General features: G+C 50.8%; 11 protein-coding genes, 1 tRNA gene, 3 rRNA genes, 1 pseudogene and 1 riboswitch. Of the genes and pseudogenes, 8 read left to right on the plus strand and 8 right to left on the minus strand.

Annotated elements, in window-relative coordinates; all coding sequences use genetic code 11:
• From BZG80_RS14010 to metA, 5 genes are all read left to right on the plus strand, one after another.
• A 23S ribosomal RNA gene (locus tag BZG80_RS14010) occupies positions 1 to 289 on the plus strand; the annotation flags it as partial.
• 115 nt (positions 290 to 404) lie between these two features.
• A 5S ribosomal RNA gene (gene rrf, locus BZG80_RS14015) occupies positions 405 to 520 on the plus strand.
• A 118-nt stretch (positions 521 to 638) separates the two neighbouring features.
• Positions 639 to 714 (plus strand) — tRNA-Thr (locus tag BZG80_RS14020).
• A 7-nt stretch (positions 715 to 721) separates the two neighbouring features.
• A 5S ribosomal RNA gene (gene rrf, locus BZG80_RS14025) occupies positions 722 to 837 on the plus strand.
• A gap of 251 nt (positions 838 to 1,088) precedes the next feature.
• Positions 1,089 to 2,036, plus strand: coding sequence for a homoserine O-acetyltransferase MetA (metA, locus tag BZG80_RS14030; RefSeq protein WP_021022714.1), 948 nt, complete (start codon positions 1,089 to 1,091; stop codon positions 2,034 to 2,036).
• Positions 2,037 to 2,076: 40 nt separating this feature from the next.
• On the opposite strand, the gene BZG80_RS14035 is transcribed toward metA, so the two are convergent.
• A complete protein-coding gene (locus BZG80_RS14035) occupies positions 2,077 to 3,369 on the minus strand; it encodes a cation:proton antiporter (RefSeq protein WP_021022713.1) in 1,293 nt (430 codons plus the stop codon).
• Positions 3,370 to 3,551: 182 nt separating this feature from the next.
• Between BZG80_RS14035 and metH the strand changes: the two genes are divergently transcribed.
• Positions 3,552 to 7,211 (plus strand): methionine synthase, encoded by a 3,660-nt coding sequence (metH, locus tag BZG80_RS14040; RefSeq protein ID WP_077679641.1) that lies wholly within the window; start codon positions 3,552 to 3,554, stop codon positions 7,209 to 7,211.
• A gap of 38 nt (positions 7,212 to 7,249) precedes the next feature.
• Here the strand turns inward: metH and lysC are convergent.
• Positions 7,250 to 8,626: pseudogene (gene lysC / locus BZG80_RS14045) on the minus strand (lysine-sensitive aspartokinase 3).
• A 104-nt stretch (positions 8,627 to 8,730) separates the two neighbouring features.
• Positions 8,731 to 8,918, minus strand: a riboswitch (Lysine riboswitch).
• Positions 8,919 to 9,115: 197 nt separating this feature from the next.
• Between lysC and BZG80_RS14050 the strand changes: the two are divergent.
• On the plus strand, positions 9,116 to 10,249 hold the full coding sequence (locus BZG80_RS14050; protein WP_077679642.1) for a pyridoxal-phosphate-dependent aminotransferase family protein: 1,134 nt from the start codon (positions 9,116 to 9,118) through the stop codon (positions 10,247 to 10,249).
• On the opposite strand, the gene BZG80_RS14055 is transcribed toward BZG80_RS14050, so the two are convergent.
• The 5 genes from BZG80_RS14055 to BZG80_RS14075 all read right to left on the minus strand — a co-directional run bounded on the left by BZG80_RS14055 (position 10,246) and on the right by BZG80_RS14075 (position 17,736).
• Positions 10,246 to 11,916: a Wzy polymerase domain-containing protein gene (locus tag BZG80_RS14055; RefSeq protein ID WP_077679643.1), complete on the minus strand. Its 1,671-nt coding sequence runs from the start codon at positions 11,914 to 11,916 to the stop codon at positions 10,246 to 10,248. The genes BZG80_RS14050 and BZG80_RS14055 overlap by 4 nt on opposite strands.
• Positions 11,916 to 14,741, minus strand: a complete 2,826-nt coding sequence (gene uvrA / locus BZG80_RS14060) for an excinuclease ABC subunit UvrA (RefSeq protein WP_077577324.1) — start codon at positions 14,739 to 14,741, stop codon at positions 11,916 to 11,918. The genes BZG80_RS14055 and uvrA overlap by 1 nt, the downstream gene beginning before the upstream one ends.
• A gap of 142 nt (positions 14,742 to 14,883) precedes the next feature.
• Entirely contained in the window at positions 14,884 to 15,744 is an 861-nt protein-coding gene (gene galU, locus BZG80_RS14065; protein WP_077577325.1) for a UTP--glucose-1-phosphate uridylyltransferase GalU, read from the minus strand.
• A 264-nt stretch (positions 15,745 to 16,008) separates the two neighbouring features.
• The gene (locus tag BZG80_RS14070) at positions 16,009 to 16,965 is read right to left on the minus strand and encodes an acetyltransferase (protein ID WP_077679644.1); all 957 of its coding nucleotides are present in this window, start codon (positions 16,963 to 16,965) and stop codon (positions 16,009 to 16,011) included.
• Between the two features lie 63 nt (positions 16,966 to 17,028).
• Positions 17,029 to 17,736, minus strand: coding sequence for a LuxR C-terminal-related transcriptional regulator (locus tag BZG80_RS14075; RefSeq protein ID WP_021022706.1), 708 nt, complete (start codon positions 17,734 to 17,736; stop codon positions 17,029 to 17,031).
• Between the two features lie 286 nt (positions 17,737 to 18,022).
• On the opposite strand from BZG80_RS14075, the gene BZG80_RS14080 reads away from it, so the two are divergent.
• The gene (locus BZG80_RS14080; protein WP_077679645.1) at positions 18,023 to 18,574 is read left to right on the plus strand and encodes a single-stranded DNA-binding protein; all 552 of its coding nucleotides are present in this window, start codon (positions 18,023 to 18,025) and stop codon (positions 18,572 to 18,574) included.
• 122 nt (positions 18,575 to 18,696) lie between these two features.
• Here BZG80_RS14080 and BZG80_RS14085 read toward each other — a convergent pair whose 3' ends face one another.
• Positions 18,697 to 19,857 carry an alpha-hydroxy acid oxidase gene (locus tag BZG80_RS14085; RefSeq protein ID WP_021022704.1) on the minus strand — a complete coding sequence of 387 codons (1,161 nt, stop codon included), beginning with the start codon at positions 19,855 to 19,857 and terminating at the stop codon, positions 18,697 to 18,699.
• Positions 19,858 to 20,014 lie beyond the last annotated feature (157 nt).

Genomic DNA, 20,014 nt, shown 5'->3' on the forward strand with positions numbered 1-20,014 from the left:
CTGCCGTGGGCGTTGGATGATTGAGGGGAGCTGCTCCTAGTACGAGAGGACCGGAGTGGACGAACCGCTGGTGTTCGGGTTGTGTCGCCAGACGCATTGCCCGGTAGCTAAGTTCGGCACAGATAAGCGCTGAAAGCATCTAAGCGCGAAGCTGGCCCCGAGATGAGTCATCCCTAGAGCTTCGAGCTCTCTAAAGGGYTGTCGTAGACGACGACGTTGATAGGCAGGRTGTGTAAGCGCTGTGAGGCGTTGAGCTAACCTGTACTAATTGCCCGTGCGGCTTAACCATACAACACCCAAGAGGTTTTGGGTTGGACTCGAAATAAGCCAGTTGATTGTGGCGAGAACGAAACAGCTTTCTAGATACGTGTTTTGACTGAAAAGTGAAGACACACCAAATTTTGCTTGGCGACCATAGCGCTTTGGACCCACCTGATYCCATGCCGAACTCAGTAGTGAAACGAAGCAGCGCCGATGGTAGTGTGGGGTCTCCCCATGTGAGAGTAGGACATCGCCAGGCTCTCATTATCTAATTAGCGCTTAGTATTAGGCCTTAGTTAGCAAAAATTTAATCATCAAAGCAATGATATGTAAGACTTTGGTGACAAAACACCGAGTAAAACGTTGATAACGATTTTGCTGATATAGCTCAGTTGGTAGAGCGCACCCTTGGTAAGGGTGAGGTCGGCAGTTCAAATCTGCCTATCAGCACCAGAATTTTCTTGGCGGCCATAGCGTAACGGCACCACCTGAACCCATGCCGAACTCAGAAGTGAAACGTTGCTGCGCCGATGGTAGTGTGGGGTCTCCCCATGTGAGAGTAGGTCACTGCCAAGAGCTTATTTTAAGCCCTCCGCATTCGCGGAGGGCTTTTTCGTTTATAGTGTTCTTTAAAATACTTCATTCCTTTCTTATATCCCGACTGCCCCATTTTTACCTCACCTTTTTGTTTGGTGTTGTTACCCTTTCACTATTCTTACTTATTCGGGCATCTCTGGGCGTTGATTATTGCTTGAGCTTCATGGGTCACTGGGGTATGTTATTAGATATCTGGACGTCTAAACATCTTAAATCTTCAGGAGGCAGTGATGCCGATAAAAATCCCGGATCAGCTCCCCGCCACCAATATTTTGCGTCGAGAAAACATTTTCGTTATGTCGCAGACGCGTGCGGTGAGCCAAAACATTCGCCCATTGAAGGTGTTGTTACTCAACTTAATGCCCAAAAAAATTGAGACCGAGACGCAATTTATGCGCTTGCTCTCTAATAGCCCTTTACAGGTTGATGTCGAGCTTTTACGTATTGATAACCGACCCAGTAAAAACACGCCAACGGAACACTTAGACACCTTCTATCGCCAGTTTGAAGCCGTGCGTGAACGCAACTTTGATGGTCTTATCGTCACCGGGGCACCATTGGGCTTGGTGCAGTTTGAAGATGTGATTTACTGGGAGCATTTGCAAGATGTGATGAATTGGGCGCATCAGCATGTTACGTCTACCCTTTACGTTTGCTGGGCGGCTCAAGCGGGTTTAAAGCTTCTTTACGATTTACCCAAAAAAACGCGCAAAGAGAAGTTATCTGGCGTCTATCAGCACCAGGTAAATGAAGCACTGGCTACGCATCCTTTATTGCGGGGGTTTGATGATAGCTTTCTCGCCCCTCACTCGCGGTACGCTGACTTTTCGCCAAGCTTTCTGGACGAACACACGGATCTCGATATTCTCGCCACCTCAGCACAAGCGGGCACTTACTTGGCGGCGACCAAGGATAAACGTAATGTGTTTGTGACAGGTCACCCCGAATATGACTCACATACGCTGCATCATGAATACCATCGCGATCTTGAAGAAGGGATGGAGCCTGTCGTCCCGATTAACTATTATCCTGATGATGATCCGTCTCAACCCCCCTATGTGAGTTGGCGGAGTCATGGGCACTTACTCTTTGCCAATTGGTTGAACTATTGTGTCTATCAGCTGACGCCGTTTAATCTGGCTGAATTTTCACAATCTAACTTTACGCTCGACGAATAGCAACAAGGCGCCTAATTGGCGCCTTGTTGAGAAAGAGTGTTTATACACGGGGATTATCGATTTTCTCTTGAGCGGCATTGGCTTTATCAACCATTCCTGTCATGGTCGATCCTTGTACGAGAATAGAGAAAACCACCACCGCATAAGTCATGATTAAAATCAGTTCACGGACGTCGATATTCTTCTCAGGGACGACCATCACACCAGCCGGCACTGCCATGGCCATGGCAAGGGCTAAGCCACCTCTTAGGCCTCCCCAACTCAAAATACGAACGGCCCAAGGGTTGTATTGACGAAATCGATTGAAGCCGAAATAGCAGGCTTTCACACTGAGATAACGGGCGAACAGCACAACGGGTACAACTGCGGCCATAATGATCCAGTCTTCCTTATGGAAGCTAATCTGTAATAGGCTGACCCCGATCAACAAGAACAGTAAACTATTCAAAAACTCATCGACCAATTCCCAAAAATGGTCAAGATGATCCTCACTCTCTTTGGAGAAGCCAATAAAGCGAGTCCAGTTACCGATCATAATGCCAGATACTACCATCGCCAGTGGCCCGGAAACATGCAACATATCGGCGAGCACATACCCCGCGCTAGGAATAGCCAATGTCAGTAGCAGTTCCATGGAATGGTCATTGGTCGCGCAGATCAAACGGTGAAACAGGTAACCCAATATCAGACCGTATAAAATCCCACCGATAGCTTCTTGTAAGAACAATGCGATCGTACCACCGAGTGTCGGCTCGCTGTCGCCAAACGCCAAGGTAAAAAGCGTCACGAAAATAACAATCCCGACCCCGTCGTTAAACAGTGACTCTCCCTCGATTTGGGTGGTGATCCGCCTAGGTGCCTGTAGCCGCTTAACAATGGCCAACACCGCGATAGGATCGGTTGGAGAAATCAGCGCCCCAAACAATAAACAATAGATAAAATCAAAAGGAATGCCGATCAGTTGGAAGACGCCCCAAATACCCGCACCAACCAGCGAGACAGAGACCAACAGGCCGCCGAGGACGAGGGTGGTGATTTCCCATTTTTGATCAGAGAAATGGGGAAGCTTGACACCAATACCGCCCGCAAATAAAAGGAAACCGAGTACGCCTTTGAGTAAAAAGGCATCAAAGTGGATATCGGTCAATATTTGCTCTGCCATCGCCTTTAACGGAATGGCTTGGTATTGACCGGCGATCACGATCAAAAGAGAAAGGAGTAGAGAGCTTGCAGTGATCGCGATAGTCGTTTGTACTCGGCTGATTTTACTATTAATAAAGGCGATAAAGATGGCAGCAGCAGCCATGAAACTGAGGATTGCGTAGGTAGACATGCAGCTTCCTAGTACGACGAGGAATGAAAGAGTTACAAAATATTAATAGAAATTGCGCTCAAAACGAACAGCTGAATTGAAATAGATCAAAATTAATCGATATTTATAGACGTCTAGATTTCCAAAATGGCTGTGGTAGGATAAAACTATCGCAATCAGGATGGTGATATCACGGGGTAAGAATGGATCGATTAACACAGCGTCTCTCTAAGTGTATTTTGGTGATCGATGGCGGTATGGGCACCATGATCCAAGGCTTAGGACTCGGCGAAGCCGATTACCGCGGCGCACGCTTTAAAGACTGGCATTGTGATGTGAAAGGTAACAATGACCTTTTGGTACTGACGCAGCCTGAAAAAATAGCAGCGTTACACAGCGACTATCTGGCCGCGGGCGCGGACATCATAGAAACCAATACGTTCAACGCGACCCAGATAGCCATGGCCGATTACGACATGCAGGCCATCAGTGCGGAGATAAATTTAGCTGCTGCGCGTCTTGCTCGCGACGTGGCTGACCACTGGACGGCGAAAACCCCAGAAAAACCACGCTTTGTTGCTGGAGTTCTCGGACCCACGAATCGCACTTGCTCTATCTCTCCAGATGTGAACGATCCTGGCTTTCGTAATGTCACCTTTGATCAATTGGTTGAGGGGTATGCGGAGTCCACTGCGGCGTTGATGGATGGTGGTGTTGATCTCATCATGTTGGAAACCATCTTTGATACCTTGAACGCGAAAGCCTGTGCCTTTGCTGTTGAAAAAGTCTTTGATGCCCGAGGTGCGCGCTTACCCATTATGATCTCTGGCACCATCACCGATGCGTCTGGTCGTACGCTCTCTGGGCAAACCACCGCGGCGTTTTATCACTCTTTACGCCACGTCGAACCGCTTTCTTTTGGTTTGAACTGTGCGCTGGGGCCAGCCGAATTGCGTCAGTACGTCAAAGAGCTCAGTGAGATCTGCGAAGGATTTGTTTCGGTTCATCCCAATGCCGGTTTACCCAATGCGTTTGGCGAATACGATCTCTCGCCTGAAGACATGGCAAAACATATCGACGAATGGGCCGCTTCTGGCTTTATTAACTTGGTGGGTGGGTGCTGTGGTACCACGCCCGAGCATATTCAAGCGATCAGCGAAGTGGTGGCGAAACATGCCCCCCGTGCGCGCCCCTCTCAGTCTGTGGCATGTCGACTATCAGGGCTAGAACCGCTGACTATTAATGCTGAAAGCCTGTTCGTGAACGTGGGGGAGCGCACCAACGTCACTGGGTCGGCGCGTTTTAAGCGTTTAATCGTCGAAGAACAATACGACGAAGCGCTTGAGGTGGCGTTACAGCAAGTGGAAAACGGGGCGCAAATCATCGATATCAATATGGATGAGGGCATGTTGGATGCACAGCAAGCCATGGTACGTTTTCTCAATCTGTGTGCGGCTGAGCCCGATATTGCTCGGGTACCTGTGATGATTGACTCCTCAAAGTGGGAGATCATTGAAGCCGGACTGAAGTGTATCCAAGGTAAAGGGATTGTGAACTCAATTTCTCTTAAAGAGGGGGAAGCCGCGTTTATTCAACAAGCCTACTTAGTCCGTCGATACGGTGCCGCTGTGATTGTGATGGCGTTTGATGAGCAAGGCCAGGCTGATACACGTGAACGTAAAGTCGAGATTTGCACGCGCGCGTATCACCTGCTAGTTGACCAAGTCGGCTTTCCACCGGAAGACATTATCTTTGATCCTAATATCTTCGCGGTGGCCACCGGCATTGATGAGCATAATAACTACGCGGTCGACTTCATCAACGCGGTCGCAGATATCAAACAAACCCTGCCGCATGCCATGATTTCAGGTGGCGTGTCTAACGTGTCTTTTTCGTTTCGCGGAAACAACCCAGTGCGTGAGGCGATCCATGCGGTGTTTCTCTACCATTGCATTAAAAACGGTATGGACATGGGCATCGTCAATGCTGGCCAGTTAGCCATTTATGATGATTTGCCTGAATCGCTGCGTGTGGCGGTGGAAGATGTGGTGCTTAACAAAGACGATGGCGCCACGGAACGTTTACTGGCGTTGGCGGACAGCTACCGCGACCGCGGTGAAAACGAAGTGGCAGAAACCGCGGAGTGGCGCAGTTGGCCAGTGGATAAACGGCTTGAACATGCACTGGTCAAAGGCATTACCGAATTTATTGTTGAAGATACTGAGCTAGCTCGAGCGGCGGCGAGTAAACCGTTGGAAGTGATAGAAGGCCCACTAATGGCGGGCATGAATGTGGTGGGAGACTTATTTGGTGAAGGTAAGATGTTCCTGCCGCAAGTGGTGAAGTCGGCGCGGGTGATGAAACAAGCCGTGGCCTATCTTGAACCTTACATCAACGCTGAAAAGCAACAAGGGCAGACCAATGGCAAGATCTTACTTGCCACGGTAAAAGGCGACGTGCATGACATTGGCAAAAACATTGTCGGCGTGGTGCTGCAATGCAATAACTTCGAGATTATTGATCTCGGTGTGATGGTGCCGACCGATAAAATCCTGTCAGTGGCGCGCGAGGAGCAAGTCGACATTATTGGTTTGTCAGGCCTTATCACGCCGTCGTTGGATGAAATGGTGAATGTCGCCAAAGAAATGGAAAGGCAAGGGTTTGATATTCCGCTATTGATTGGGGGGGCGACCACATCCAAAGCGCATACCGCGGTGAAAATAGAGCAGCATTACCAGGCTCCTGTGGTGTATGTGTCGAATGCGTCACGTGCCGTTGGCGTTTGTGCATCGCTATTATCGCCGGCTCAATATCCGGACTTTGTCGCGCGCTTACAAAAAGAGTATGTGTCAGTACGAGAGCAGCACCAACGCAAGACACCCCGCACTCCGCCTGTCACCCTGGACGCGGCAAGGGCAAACAAATGGCAAACCGATTGGGCCCATTACACGCCGCCCCAGCCGGCGAGGCCGGGCGTCCATGTTTACGATGATGTCTCGATAGCGACATTACGTCAGTATATCGATTGGACCCCTTTCTTTATGACCTGGTCCCTGAGCGGCAAATTCCCAGCGATTTTAGACCACGAGCTGGTGGGTGAAGAAGCACGCCGTTTGTATGAAGATGCTAATGCTTGGCTCGACCGGTTTGAGCACGAAGGATTGATCGCCGCAAAAGGGGTGTGTGGTGTCTTTCCTGCCAACAGCCTAGAGGACGATATCGAGGTGTATACTGACACATCACGGCAAACGGTGGGCACGGTACTGAACCATTTACGTCAGCAAACCAAAAAGCCACGCGGCGCCAATTATTGCTTGTCGGACTTTATCGCGCCGAAAACCAGTGGTCAGCCTGATTGGATTGGTGCGTTTGCGGTGACAGGCGGCATTGGCGAGTATGCCTTGGCGGAAAGTTATAAAGTTGTAGGGGATGATTACAACGCGATCATGATCCAAGCGGTCGCCGATCGATTAGCAGAAGCCTTTGCAGAATACCTGCACCAGCAAATTCGGATCTCATTGTGGGGCTATGCGCCCAATGAGACGCTCGATAACGACGCCTTGATCCGGGAGCAATACCAAGGGATCCGGCCGGCTCCGGGTTATGCTGCCTGCCCTGAGCACAGCGAGAAAGGAAAAATTTGGCAGTTGCTCTCGGTAGAAGCGCATACGGGCATGACACTCACCGAAAGCTATGCCATGTGGCCAGGCGCATCTGTGTCGGGGTGGTACTTCTCACATCCTGAATCACGCTATTTTGCGGTGGCTAAGATTCAAGATGATCAACGTGACAGTTATGCGGCGCGCAAAGAGTGGAGCAGCAAAGACGCGGAAAAATGGCTCGGGCCAAACTTAAACGCCTAATGAAAAAAGACCAGCACATCACATGTGCTGGCCTTTTTTTACTCAAATAAGTCAGCGTGTAACCGCTGTACGACATGGGTCGCGTCGTGATCGTCGACCACCACACAGACATTGTGATTGCTGGCACCATAGCAAATCATGCGCAGTTTATATTGAGCAAGCGCACTAAATACCGGCGCTGTCGCGCCCGGTGTGTGATTCATCTCGTTACCGATCAGCGCAACAACCGCTAGATTCGCACAGATCTCTACCTGACATAACTGCGTGAGCTCGGCGATGGCAGCCTCCGGCAGCTGCGGTGCGTCACCCTGGGTATGGGTTTGATCCAGCGTCAGAGAGACACTGACCTCCGAGGTCGTGATTAAATCAACTGAGATTTCAAAGCGCGCCAAGATCTCAAACACCTTGGCCAAAAAACCACAAGCATGAAACATGTTTAAGCTGGTCAGTGTCACCATGGTCTGGTTGCGCCTGAGGGCCACGGCACGAAAGAGCGGCGCTGAGTGCGCTTGCTCACGGATCCAGGTACCGCCTTGTTAGGGGGCTCTCGCCGCGCCGACAAATACCGGGATATGCTGGCGTACCGCGGGCACTAACGTCGATGGATGGAGGATCTTGGCACCAAAGGTAGCCATTTCCGAGGCTTCGCTAAAGCTAATTTCACTAATCGGACGAGCACGATCAGTCACTCGTGGATCGGTGGTATAAATCCCGGGGACATCGGTCCAGATGGCCAAACTTTCTGCTCCGATCGCCTCGGCGAATAACGCGGCACTGTAGTCACTGCCGCCGCGGCCTAAGGTGGTGGTGTGCCCGTTCGCATCAGCACCGATAAACCCTTGCGTGACCACTAAATGCGTTGCTAAGCGGGGGAGTAATTGGTTCTGGCACTGTATCTTGGTTTGTTGTCGATCCGGTTGGGCACAGCCGAAGTGACTATCGGTGCGTAATAACGCTCGCGCATCGGCCCTCACCGTGGCCATGCCTCGGCTATTGAGCAAGTGAGTAAAAATATAGGTTGAGATGAGCTCACCACAAGCGACCAACGCATCCGTTAACGCTGTACTGGGGGCAGAGGTTGCGGTATTTGCATAGTCGGCAATCGTTTGGTGCCAGTCATCGACTGCTGTTTGCGTGTCCTGGCAAGCGGGAAGCGCGTTTAATATCGCTTGATGGATAGCGGTGATGGCAACCAGTTTGTCTTGACGGGCTTGTGGGTCGTTGATCCCTTGTGCCAGTGCAACTAAGTGATTGGTGACGCCTGCGCACGCACTGATCACCACAAAGCGGGTATGTGGGTTTTGCTCGATCACATCAGCGCTTTGTTGCATGGCATCGATAGTGCCAACGCTTGTCCCGCCAAACTTAGCGACCGAAATCGGTGGTAATGGGTTCACGTCCTTTTCCCCTCTCATCATACAAATGGGTCTTAATCAATTCATTATGGGGAACATCAGAAGTCACATCGTGACCGCGGTAGGGACCGCAAAAAAGAAGGAAGAGCAAACGGCAGGCATGGACTGCCAGAAGCGCTCCACCTGTCTTCCTGTAGGGATGACAAGTGACAGCCTGAAGGATTCAGCCTCCTAGGCCGGCAGCGTTTCGCCCCCAAGCTTACGCCACCTCGGCATTGTCTCCCCTGATTATCATACCTTGGAGTGGGGCTCCGTATGATAACTGCCTGAGAAATGCACCTCTTCTGCATGTTCAGTCCCGGGTTGGTTACCCCGTGAACAGCATTTACATTACGGGCGAGATGACAGGGTGTCAACTGCCTTTTGGTCACGATCAGTGCCTTGGCAAAATTGTCCAGCGATCACACAGTTCACGTGCCAGGCAATAGGGATATGGCGAAAAAATATGCTATAACGGTCATCTGTGTGTACCAACAACAAGGAAAGGTTATGGCACGTTCAATTTCCGAGATTCAATCTTTTCAGCCCGTGGCTCGCACGTTAATGGGCCCGGGCCCCTCTGATATTTATCCTGCAGTGCTACAGGCACTCAGCCGTCCGACTGTCGGACATCTTGACCCTTTGTTTATCGCGATGATGGATGAAGTCAAACAACTGCTTCAATATGCGCTTCAAACCGACAACCCTTTTACCCTGGCGATTTCGGCACCAGGCAGTGCCGGGATGGAAGCTTGCTTTGTCAACTTAGTTGAACCGGGTGAAAAAGTGATTGTCTGTCGCAATGGTGTGTTTGGCGATCGTATGCGGGAAAATGTCGAGCGTTGCGGCGCGACAGCAGTGATGGTCGACGATGCCTGGGGTGCCCCTGTTAGTCCAGAAAAAGTTGAGGCTGCATTGAAAGCCCATCCGGATGCCAGCACGCTTGCGTTTGTCCATGCTGAAACCTCAACCGGCGCTTGTTCGGATGCGCAAACACTGGCGAGATTGGCGCGGGAGCACGGTTGCTTAACCATTGTCGACGCCGTGACTTCACTCGGTGGCGTGCCATTGAAAGTCGATGAGTGGCAGCTCGATGCCGTGTATTCCGGTAGCCAAAAATGTTTGTCATGTGTCCCTGGCTTATCGCCTGTCACCTTCTCACCGCGTGCTGTGGCTAAAATGCAATCGCGAACCCACAAGGTACAAAGTTGGTTTCTCGATCAAAGCCTGGTGCTTGGTTATTGGAGCGGAGAAGGGAAACGCAGCTATCACCATACCGCGCCGGTCAATAGTTTGTATGCCTTGCATGAGTCTTTATTGCGGCTCTATCAAGAAGGGCTTGAGCATGCATGGCAACGTCATCAAGACATGCATCAACACCTCAAAGCAGGGCTGGATGAGCTCGGTATCACTTTTGTGGTTGATCAGCCTTACCGTTTGCCGCAGCTTAACGCGGTCACTATTCCGGATGGCGTGGACGATGCGGCAGTACGTCAGCACCTGCTCACGACCTATAACCTCGAAATTGGTGCCGGCTTAGGCGATCTCGCCGGTAAAGCGTGGCGCATTGGCTTAATGGGCTACGGGGCACGGCATGAGAATGTGGCGCTGTGTCTGAAAGCGTTAGAAAACGCGTTACGTTAAGGCGTTAAGGTATCGGGCAAGGTATGGCGAGTGGTCCATACTTTGCTTGCTTGCGGGTATAAATAGCGCGCTTCTTGTTGAATATCGCGTGCGCGTTGGTGATCACCAATTTGTAACGCAACCTGATACGCATGCTGATAGCCCGAAAAGCGTGGGCGTTGCGCGACTTGACGTAGTAAATCATCCAAATGCTGGTGGCGTGCTACGTCAGATAAGTGCGCCAAATTCGCTTGAAAGTGACGGTCTTGTTGCGCGCGGTGCAGTTTTTGCTGCCACCATGGGTGTTGCTGATACAAGGGAAAACGCTGCGAACTTAATAAGGAATCACGCAGATAGCGATTGGCGAGGTAAACGGATGACAAGCTCAGTAAGGTGACGAGCACCAGCGCCATGATCACACTACGGCTCGCGACACGCTGACTATAACGGTGTGAAAACACGGGATAACGACGATATCGACTGGTTAAGTTGTCTAACCAATACAACCAAATCAATAACAATACCCCGTTAAACCACTGTGTGCCACTGGCTGGATAAATCATCAGGCCGGTCAGTGGTGGCAATACTAAGGCGATCAATATTCTACGTGTTCCTGACGGTGCACGTAGAATACGAAGTGTTAGCGCGGCCAACACCACAAGATAGCCGCAGGCGACAACGAGCCCCCCTTCAAGGAGCCACAGGATTAAAGCACTGGGTAACGTCACCGGGCCGGAATGATTCGGTTGTGAGGCAGACAGTAATAGCAACGTTGACTGACCATTGCCCATGCCCACTCCAAAAAATGGTGTCATTTGCCATTGCTGCCACGCCAGCATAAGTGCGCGCTGATCGTCGGCGGTGAGCCAGTGCCAGTTGTCTTGACCACTGAGACCAAATACCGCCAAAAATGCCCCTGCCGAGATAGCGATCATCCACATACGATGCTGGCGTCGCGAGGCAAACCGGGCTAAATACACTTGTTGTAAGCCAATCGCACACAGGGCGAATAGCAACAGTAAGGGTTGCTCTTGCATCGCCAATATCGGAATCAACACAAGCGGTGTTAACGCGAGTAAGCCTTGGCTAACCGGGTGGCGATATCGACCACTGGGCTCTCTGGCCAAAATGTAGGCGGCGAGCGTGACTCCGGTTAACAATAAGGTGTGAGTCACGGCTGGAGGGAGGTGAGGGACCCATTGATCAAACATAAAGGGTGCCATGCCCGGCGGAGGCTGGTTCCCTAATACCGACAATACCGCTAACCAGGAGGCCAACAATAAGACGGCCAGTAGTTTTTGTCGTTGGGCGTGATTAAAAATAAACTGCTGTAGGGCTGAGAAAAAACCAAAGCTTAGCGCTAAAACGATGAGCGCATAGCCACTATTGTGGCCCAGTGCCTGCGGATAAAAATAGGGCATCATCGCCAAGCCGGTCGCAAGTGCCAATGTGCCGGTCAGCCGAGTGGCTCGCCATGTGTGTTGACGGATAACCTCCAAACTGGCGAACCCAAGCGCAAATGCCAAGGTGAGTAATGATAGCGCCGCCGCCGGGTGACGTATGCCTACCAGCGGCAGAGCAACCGAGTAAAGAGGCAGACAAATCAGCCACAATACCGTTAAGGTCACCAAAAAGGGCACCGTCAACGGCTTGCGTATGACACGACTAGGCGGCAGCACTAACGTCATTATCGCTCCAACATTGGCTTGAGGAAGTGGGCCGTGTGGCTGCCGATCACATCGACAATCGATTCCGGTGTGCCTTGGGCGATAATTTCACCCCCGCCATTGCCGCCCTCAGGCCCCAGATCGATGATCCAGTCGGCCGTCTTGATCACATCTAAATTATGTTCAATAACCACAATAGTATTCCCTTGCTCACGTAGGCGGTGGAGAACATTGAGCAGTTGTTGAATATCATGAAAGTGTAACCCTGTGGTTGGCTCATCAAGAATATATAAGGTTTTACCGGTATCGCGTTTGGACAGCTCTCGCGCTAACTTCACCCGTTGCGCTTCACCGCCAGACAGGGTCGTCGCCGCTTGGCCTAGGCGCACATAGCTCAAGCCAACATCCATCAAGGTTTGCAGCTTACGCTTAATGGCTGGCACTGCATCAAAGAATTCACGCGCGTCTTCCACTGTCATTGCCAGGACTTCATCGATAGTTTTGCCTTTATAGCGTACTTCAAGTGTCTCGCGGTTGTAGCGTTTGCCCTTACACACATCACAAGGGACATACACATCCGGCAAAAAGTGCATTTCTACTTTGATGACCCCATCGCCTTGACAGGCCTCACAGCGGCCACCGCGTACGTTAAAACTAAAGCGACCCACCTTGTAGCCTCGTGCCCGTGCTTCTTGTGTGCCGGCAAACAGTTCACGAATCGGGGTAAAGATCCCAGTGTAAGTGGCGGGGTTTGAACGCGGCGTACGGCCAATGGGGCTTTGATCGATGTCGATAACCTTATCAAAGTGTCCTAGGCCATCAATCTCGGCATACGGCGCAGGATCCGCGGTCGTGGCACCGTTTAATTGCTGGTGGGCGACTTTAAAGAAGGTATCGTTGATGAGGGTTGATTTTCCAGATCCCGACACGCCCGTGACACAAGTGAGTAAGCCGACAGGTAAGTGCAGATCCACATTTTTGAGGTTATTTCCGGTTGCACCTTTGAGCGTCAACATCTTGTTGGGATCGCGCGGTATCCGTTGTGCTGGCACCGCAATCGCTTGTTTGCCAGAAAGATACTGCCCGGTAAGTGAATGCTCACTGGCAAGAATATCGTCAAGGCTGCCTTCTGCCACGATCTCGCCGCCGTGCGCGCCCGCGCCTGGGCCTATATCGATAATGTAATCCGCGGCACGAATAGCGTCTTCATCATGTTCAACCACCATCACGGTATTGCCCAGATCGCGCAAGTGCTCCAAGGTATCCAGTAAGCGCGCGTTATCTCGTTGATGCAAGCCAATCGATGGTTCATCCAATACGTACATCACACCGACAAGGCCAGCACCAATTTGACTGGCGAGTCGAATTCGTTGGGCTTCTCCTCCGGATAAGGTATCGGCGCTACGTGACAAGTTAAGGTAATTGAGCCCGACATTGACCAAAAAGCGTAACCTGTCATGGATTTCTTTCATCACCTTTTCGGCGATTTTTGCACGTTGGCCGCTAAGCGACAGTTGTTCAAAGAAATCGAGCGCCTGCTGAATGCTGAGCTCACAAATTTCTGGCAGGTTACGGTTATCGATAAAAACATGTCGAGCTTCTTGACGTAAACGCGAGCCACCGCAGCTGGCGCAGGGCTTAGTGGCAATATATTTGGCGAGTTCGTCGCGCACTGCATTAGACTCGGTATCGCGATAACGGCGCTCCATGTTATTGAGGATCCCCTCAAACGGATGCTTACGTACGCGAATATCGCCACGATCGTTGACGTATTTAAACTCGATCTCTTTCGGCCCCGACCCATATAAAAGTATATCTTGCATGGTGCCGGAGAGATCTTGCCAGGGCGTTTCCAGATCAAAACCGTAATGCTCAGACAGTGAACGCAGCATTTGGAAGTAATAAAAGTTACGACGATCCCAGCCTCGGATCGCACCACCTGCGAGACTGACCGCAGGGTTTTGAATCACGCGTTTGCGATCAAAGTACTGCTGAACGCCTAACCCGTCACAGGTGCCACACGCACCGGCGGGATTATTAAATGAGAACAAGCGAGGCTCTAGCTCTTGCATGCTGTAACCACAATGGGGGCAGGCAAAGTTAGCAGAAAAAATGATTTCTTCACCGTCGCCGTCCATCCAGCTGATGACCGCACTGCCACCCGTGAGTTCGAGCGCGGTTTCAAAGGATTCAGCTAAACGTTGTTGTTGATCGTCGCGTACTTTAAATCGGTCAACCACCACTTCGATGGTGTGTTTTTTTTGCAGCTCCAGCGTGGGTGGATCGGACAGATCACACACCTCGCCGTTGATCCGCGCACGAATAAACCCTTGAGCAGCGAGGTTTTCAAGTGTTTTTACATGCTCACCTTTTCGGTTTTTGATAATCGGTGCCAGCAGCATTAACTTACTGCCTTCAGGCAGGGCCAACACTTTATCCACCATTTGGCTAATGGTTTGTGCCGCTAGGGTGACATCATGGGTGGGGCAGCGTGGCTCTCCCACTCGGGCGTACAGCAAACGCAGATAGTCATAGACTTCAGTGATGGTGCCAACGGTAGAGCGGGGGTTATGTGATGTCGACTTTTGCTCAATCGAGATGGCGGGTGACAGCCCTTCGATATGGTCAACATCGGGTTTTTCCATCAAGGATAAAAATTGACGCGCATACGATGATAAAGACTCAACATAGCGACGTTGACCTTCGGCATACAAGGTATCGAAAGCGAGTGATGACTTCCCTGAGCCAGACAGGCCGGTGATGACAATTAACTTATCACGGGGGATGGTCACGTTAATATTTTTGAGGTTGTGCGTACGCGCGCCTCTGACGTCGATATTGTCCATTATTATCCTACTACTCAATCAGCTCACTGGTTGGTCGTTGAGTATCGCACAGACACGACCATGACCAAACAAAAAGGCTGTATATTTACACAGCCTTTGCTCGTATCGAAAAAACCACTCGCGCCGGTGCACCTTGAGGCGATTACGGATTTTTGACGGTTGCCTCATCTTTGTTGCTGCTACCGAGGTAGTGATGCTGATAGCAGTGATTTGTGGCCTCAATAAAGCCCTCAACACTGCCACAATCAAAGCGCTCGCCTTTAAATTTATAGGCAAGCACACAGCCTGACTGCGCTTGTTTTAGCAAGGCATCGGTGATCTGCACCTCACCATTTTTACCTGGTGGGGTGTTTTCTAACAGATCAAAGATATCGGGCGTGAGAATATAACGGCCAATAATCGCAAGGTTGCTCGGTGCATTACCGGGATCGGGTTTTTCTACCATATTGTCTACGCGGAAAAGGTCATCTTTGATCTCTTGGCCCGCAATCACCCCGTATTTATGGGTTTCATCTTCTGGTACTTCTTCGACGGCGACAATGGAGCAGCGGAACTGATTGTAGAGCGCGACCATCTGGTTAAGCACGCCGTTGCCTGGATGAATGCAAAGATCATCAGCGAGGACGACCGCAAAGGCCTCATCGCCGACCAGATCGCGCCCCGTGAGGATCGCGTGTCCTAACCCGCGCATCTCATGTTGGCGAATGTAAGTGAAGGAGGCTTTTTCTATCGTATTACGAATATCGTCCAGCAGTGCTTCTTTATTGGTGCCACTGATTTGATGTTCGAGCTCATAGTTTTTATCAAAATGGTCCATAATGGCATGTTTGCCGCGCCCTGTGACGATACACATACCATTGATGCCCGCTTCCAACGCTTCATCTACGCCATATTCAATCAGGGGTTTATTGACCACCGGCATCATTTCTTTCGGCATCGATTTGGTCGCCGGTAAAAAGCGGGTGCCATAGCCAGCCGCTGGGAACAGACATTTTTTAATCATCGTGGATCCTTTGTTTTATCGAGTCGCCATCAGCACGTTAGGCTGTATGTACGCCACTTACCGGCTTGCGAATAAGTGGCCACTCAGCATATATCTTATGAGGCAAAACGTTTTTTATAGAGCAACAGTTTGTTATGGAGCAACAGTTTGTTATAAAGCAATAGTTTGTTATCGAGCAATAGTTTGCTGGGTTACAGGCAGCGACGCAAGTCGTAAGCATACTCAGGGCGTGAGAGCGTGACGGCCTCGCTATTGCTGATCCCGCTATGGCGAAAAATGTGCCATAAACGCGGCGGTAAATGCCGATAAGGCGGTGGCAGGCAAGGCATTGATGCCCGCCGCGGCAGCCCGACCGCCACCGGTAGCAAATTGCTCTGCTAACTGTACCGCGCCAGAGGGACGATTTAACGGCGCGCGGATACTGACCATCCAATCACCGCTCGGCATCGGCGTCAGTACAGCATGCGCACTGTCGGGCGCCTGATTTGCCAGCTGATTGCCTAACATACCACTGATGCGACGCGCCCAAGCAGCATCCGGTAACAGATAAATTTTACCCCCATCCCCAGTGGTTTCAGGCGCTAGCGCTTTCGCTTTATCACGGTCGCTTTGGTAGGCCTCTGCCAAGGTCGTTACAATGTCCGGATAAGCGCGCATAAAGGCATCGGGGGTATCAAAGCCACACAGATGCCGATATAAGATGGCAGGAGGCATGATCAGATCATCCAGGCTGGCGCCATAGCTATTGTAATTAAGACAGTGGCCAAGCTGTTCAAGCCGATCACGTTGGCTGGCTGCTATTTGTGACTGGTGGGCGAGGGCGTTAGCGGTACGATGGAGATTATCGCCATAGGCACCAACCAGCGCCCATTCTCGATATTGACCGTGCAAAAGCTTATCAATAATTAAGGCGGTGCAGGTGTTCGCGCTGGTATGAATGTGGGCGTGAAGCAAAGGCGATTGAGGCACGGCGCCGCTTTGGTGGTGATCGGCATAAAAAACCTGGGTACCGGAGGCGAGCAAAGCGTCAAGAGCAGCTTGATTTTTGGCCATGGAGAGATCCATCACTGTGACCTGCTCAGTGGCCAGGGGAACCTGCTTTAACAGTGCAATATCACGTTTTACCCCGGTGACCAGCGTATTGGCTTTAGGGTAGGCAAGACGCCATTGCACCAAAGCCGCTAGGCCGTCTGCATCGCCATTAAATACATCGAAAGCCATCCTACAACGTCCTTTTTGGCTAAGAATCACACCATGGTAACGCGGGGACAGCTGCGGTCCAAGTTACCCATTGACCTCGTCATTATCGACTGGACCTTCTTGTCCGGTAAAGCCAATTAATGAGGCGTTATTTTTCGCCCAGAACACCGCTTGTACACGGTTTTTGACGTTGATTTTCTTAAACACGTTATACAGATGCGATTTGACTGTGTGCTCACTCACCGCTAAGGCATTGGCGATATCTTGATTTGAGGCACCTGTGACCAAATGATGCAAAATCTGCTGTTCACGGTTAGTCAACACAACCGCCTGTTCGTCAATGGTTTGCTGGTGATGCTGTTGGTAATAATGGATTAAGGCAGCCATTTTATGGCGGGGCAACCAATACTCACCGGAGAACATCTTTTCAATGCCGTGACAAAGGTGATGCACTTCATCCTCTTTTTTAAATACCCCTTTGATAAAAGGCCAGCTCGCCAGCTCTTTGGCACTCAAATCATGGGCATTGAGTAAGGCGAATACGTGTTGCTCGGCAAAGGGTGCTAACGTTTGTTTGAGTTGGTCGGTAGCGGTGTCATCAAAGGCATTGAGATCAATGAGCACCAGTCCAGAGCGCGCAGTCAGTTTGGCTGCAATCTCGTGGGGAGGCACGAGTTCAACGGCACTATGTGTTTCTTTTTCTAAACACGTCATTAACGCCGAAACAGACATGCTAGGCTGGGAAATAAGAAGAAGGGTGTAATGGTCTGAAGTGGTTTCTGCTTGGTTCATAAGCATCCTACTAATGATCACTTAACCGGCGTCGCTGCGTGAGCGCTGGGCACTGTCCGTTCACAAACGCCAAGGCGAGGCAAGATTTGTATCAGTTTAAACTATTTTCATTGCTCAGGTATATCCACTTTGTGGTAACGCATTGTTACGCCATTGCAAGCGCAGAATCTGGAACCTGATCGCGTTGAAAAGCTTCGAACCTCGAGGGGGCTCGTGCTAGACTTCATGCTTATTTATCCAGTGAGCGAAATCATTTCGCGCGTAACAGCAACAATGGGAGTCACCTATGGCCAGCCGTGGCATAAATAAAGTCATCTTGATTGGTAATTTGGGCAATGTTCCGGAAATCCGTTACCTTCCCAACGGCGGTGCGGTGGCAAACCTAAGCCTCGCGACCTCGGAGTCATGGCGTGATAAAAACACCGGTGAGATGCGAGAGAAAACAGAATGGCATCGTGTTGTGCTATTTGGTAAAACCGCAGAAGTCGCCGGTGAGTATTTGCGTAAAGGCTCGCAAGTGTATATTGAAGGCCAACTACAAACGCGTAAATGGCAAGACCAAAGCGGTCAAGATCGCTACACCACGGAAGTGGCGGTACAGCCGTTTAGCGGTAGCATGCAAATGCTGGGTGGTCGCGGCGGCCAAAACCAAGGCCAGCCAATGCAGCAGCCATCGCAGCAGCAAGGTGGATGGGGTCAACCTCAGCAGCCTCAGCAAAACATGAATCAACAACCACCTCAGCAGCAAGCGGCCCCGCAACCACAATCTCAGCCTCAGTCGCAACCTCAGCAGCAGTATAATGATCTGCCTGACTTTGACGACGATATTCCGTTCTAGGCTACGTTCTTAACCAACGGCTATCTGAGCGCCATATCGTTATCGACAAAGCTTGATCGACAAAGCGCCCCGTGATTGGGGCGCTTTGTTTTTATGATGTCGTATTGATTCACGGCATGAGATTAGGCAACGCCAGGTCCAGCCTTTAAAAAGTGAGGCAGTTGGGTTGGCGTGGGGCATTTTAATTGGCCCATCACCTGAGTCATTTGTTGAGTGAGCATTTCAATGGCATGCTCACCGCCGTGTTGACCCACGGCGCCACAAGCATAAACAAACGTTCGGCCCAGCAAGGTAAAGTCAGCACCCATTGCCATGGCCTGCGCTACGTTGCCACCGCTTTGTACGCCGCTGTCCATTAACAGTTTAATTTTATCGCCGTACTGATGCTTAATGGTTTGAATCGTATCTAACGGGGATTCGCCCACATCTAACTGGCGGCCGCCATGATTGGATAGCACCACACCATCTGCGCCCAGCGCAACCGCTTGTGCGACATCCTCAGGGTTTACCAGCCCTTTAAGCACTAATGGCCCATCCCAGTTATCCCGGATCACTTTTAGGCTCTCAAAGTCGACCGCACCCATCACGGTATTATTCATAAAGTTAGCCAGCTCGCTGGTGGGCATATTCTTGGGCATGTAAGGTTTCAAAGTCTGCATTTCAGGAACACCGGCAAGGAGTGTATGCCAGCTCCAGCTCGGACATTGCATCATTTGCGCGATATTACGAAGGTTCATTTTGGGCGGCATGGCCAAGCCATTTTTGATATCGCGAGGACGATAACCAAAGGTGGGGACATCCACCGTCACCACCAGCACTTTATACCCTGCTCGTTTGATGCGTCCCATCAGATCGTCACGGATCTCGGCATCCGTCGGGTTATACAGCTGGTACCACGCCGTGCCCTCAGAGATCTCGGCAATGGTTTCAAGACTCGCTGAGGATACGGTGCTGAGTACATAAGGAAGGTTCGCCTTATAAGCCGCTTTCGCGAGAATTTCTGGCGCTTTTGGCCACATCAGCCCTTGTAATCCGACGGGCGCGACACCGAATGGGGCGGCGTAGTGTTTGCCAAATAGTTCGACCGATAAGTCAATGTCGGGGGTCGGGGCGAGTAAATCAGATTGCAGCTTTACTTGAGTGAAGGAGCTTGCATTGTGCGCCACCCCAATTTCGTCGTGACAACCGCCACAAAGATAATCAAACGCGAAGGCAGGAATACGCTTTTTAGCTGCTTTTTTAAGCGCAGGCGTATCAGGGTATTGAGGATGATAGTAAGACATAAATATCGTATCGCTGTGAGGTGAGTGTTTAGCCCTACCCTAGCGCAGCAATTGTTAGTGATATATAGACAAAAAATAAAATACTTTTTCCAAAATCGCCTAACCCCTGATAGAACCTAGCCTCCCATAAAAGGGTGGCGCGTGCTAAATGTACAAC

The organism is Salinivibrio sp. MA440, assembly GCF_001996265.1.
In the GTDB taxonomy this organism is placed as follows: domain Bacteria; phylum Pseudomonadota; class Gammaproteobacteria; order Enterobacterales; family Vibrionaceae; genus Salinivibrio; species Salinivibrio costicola.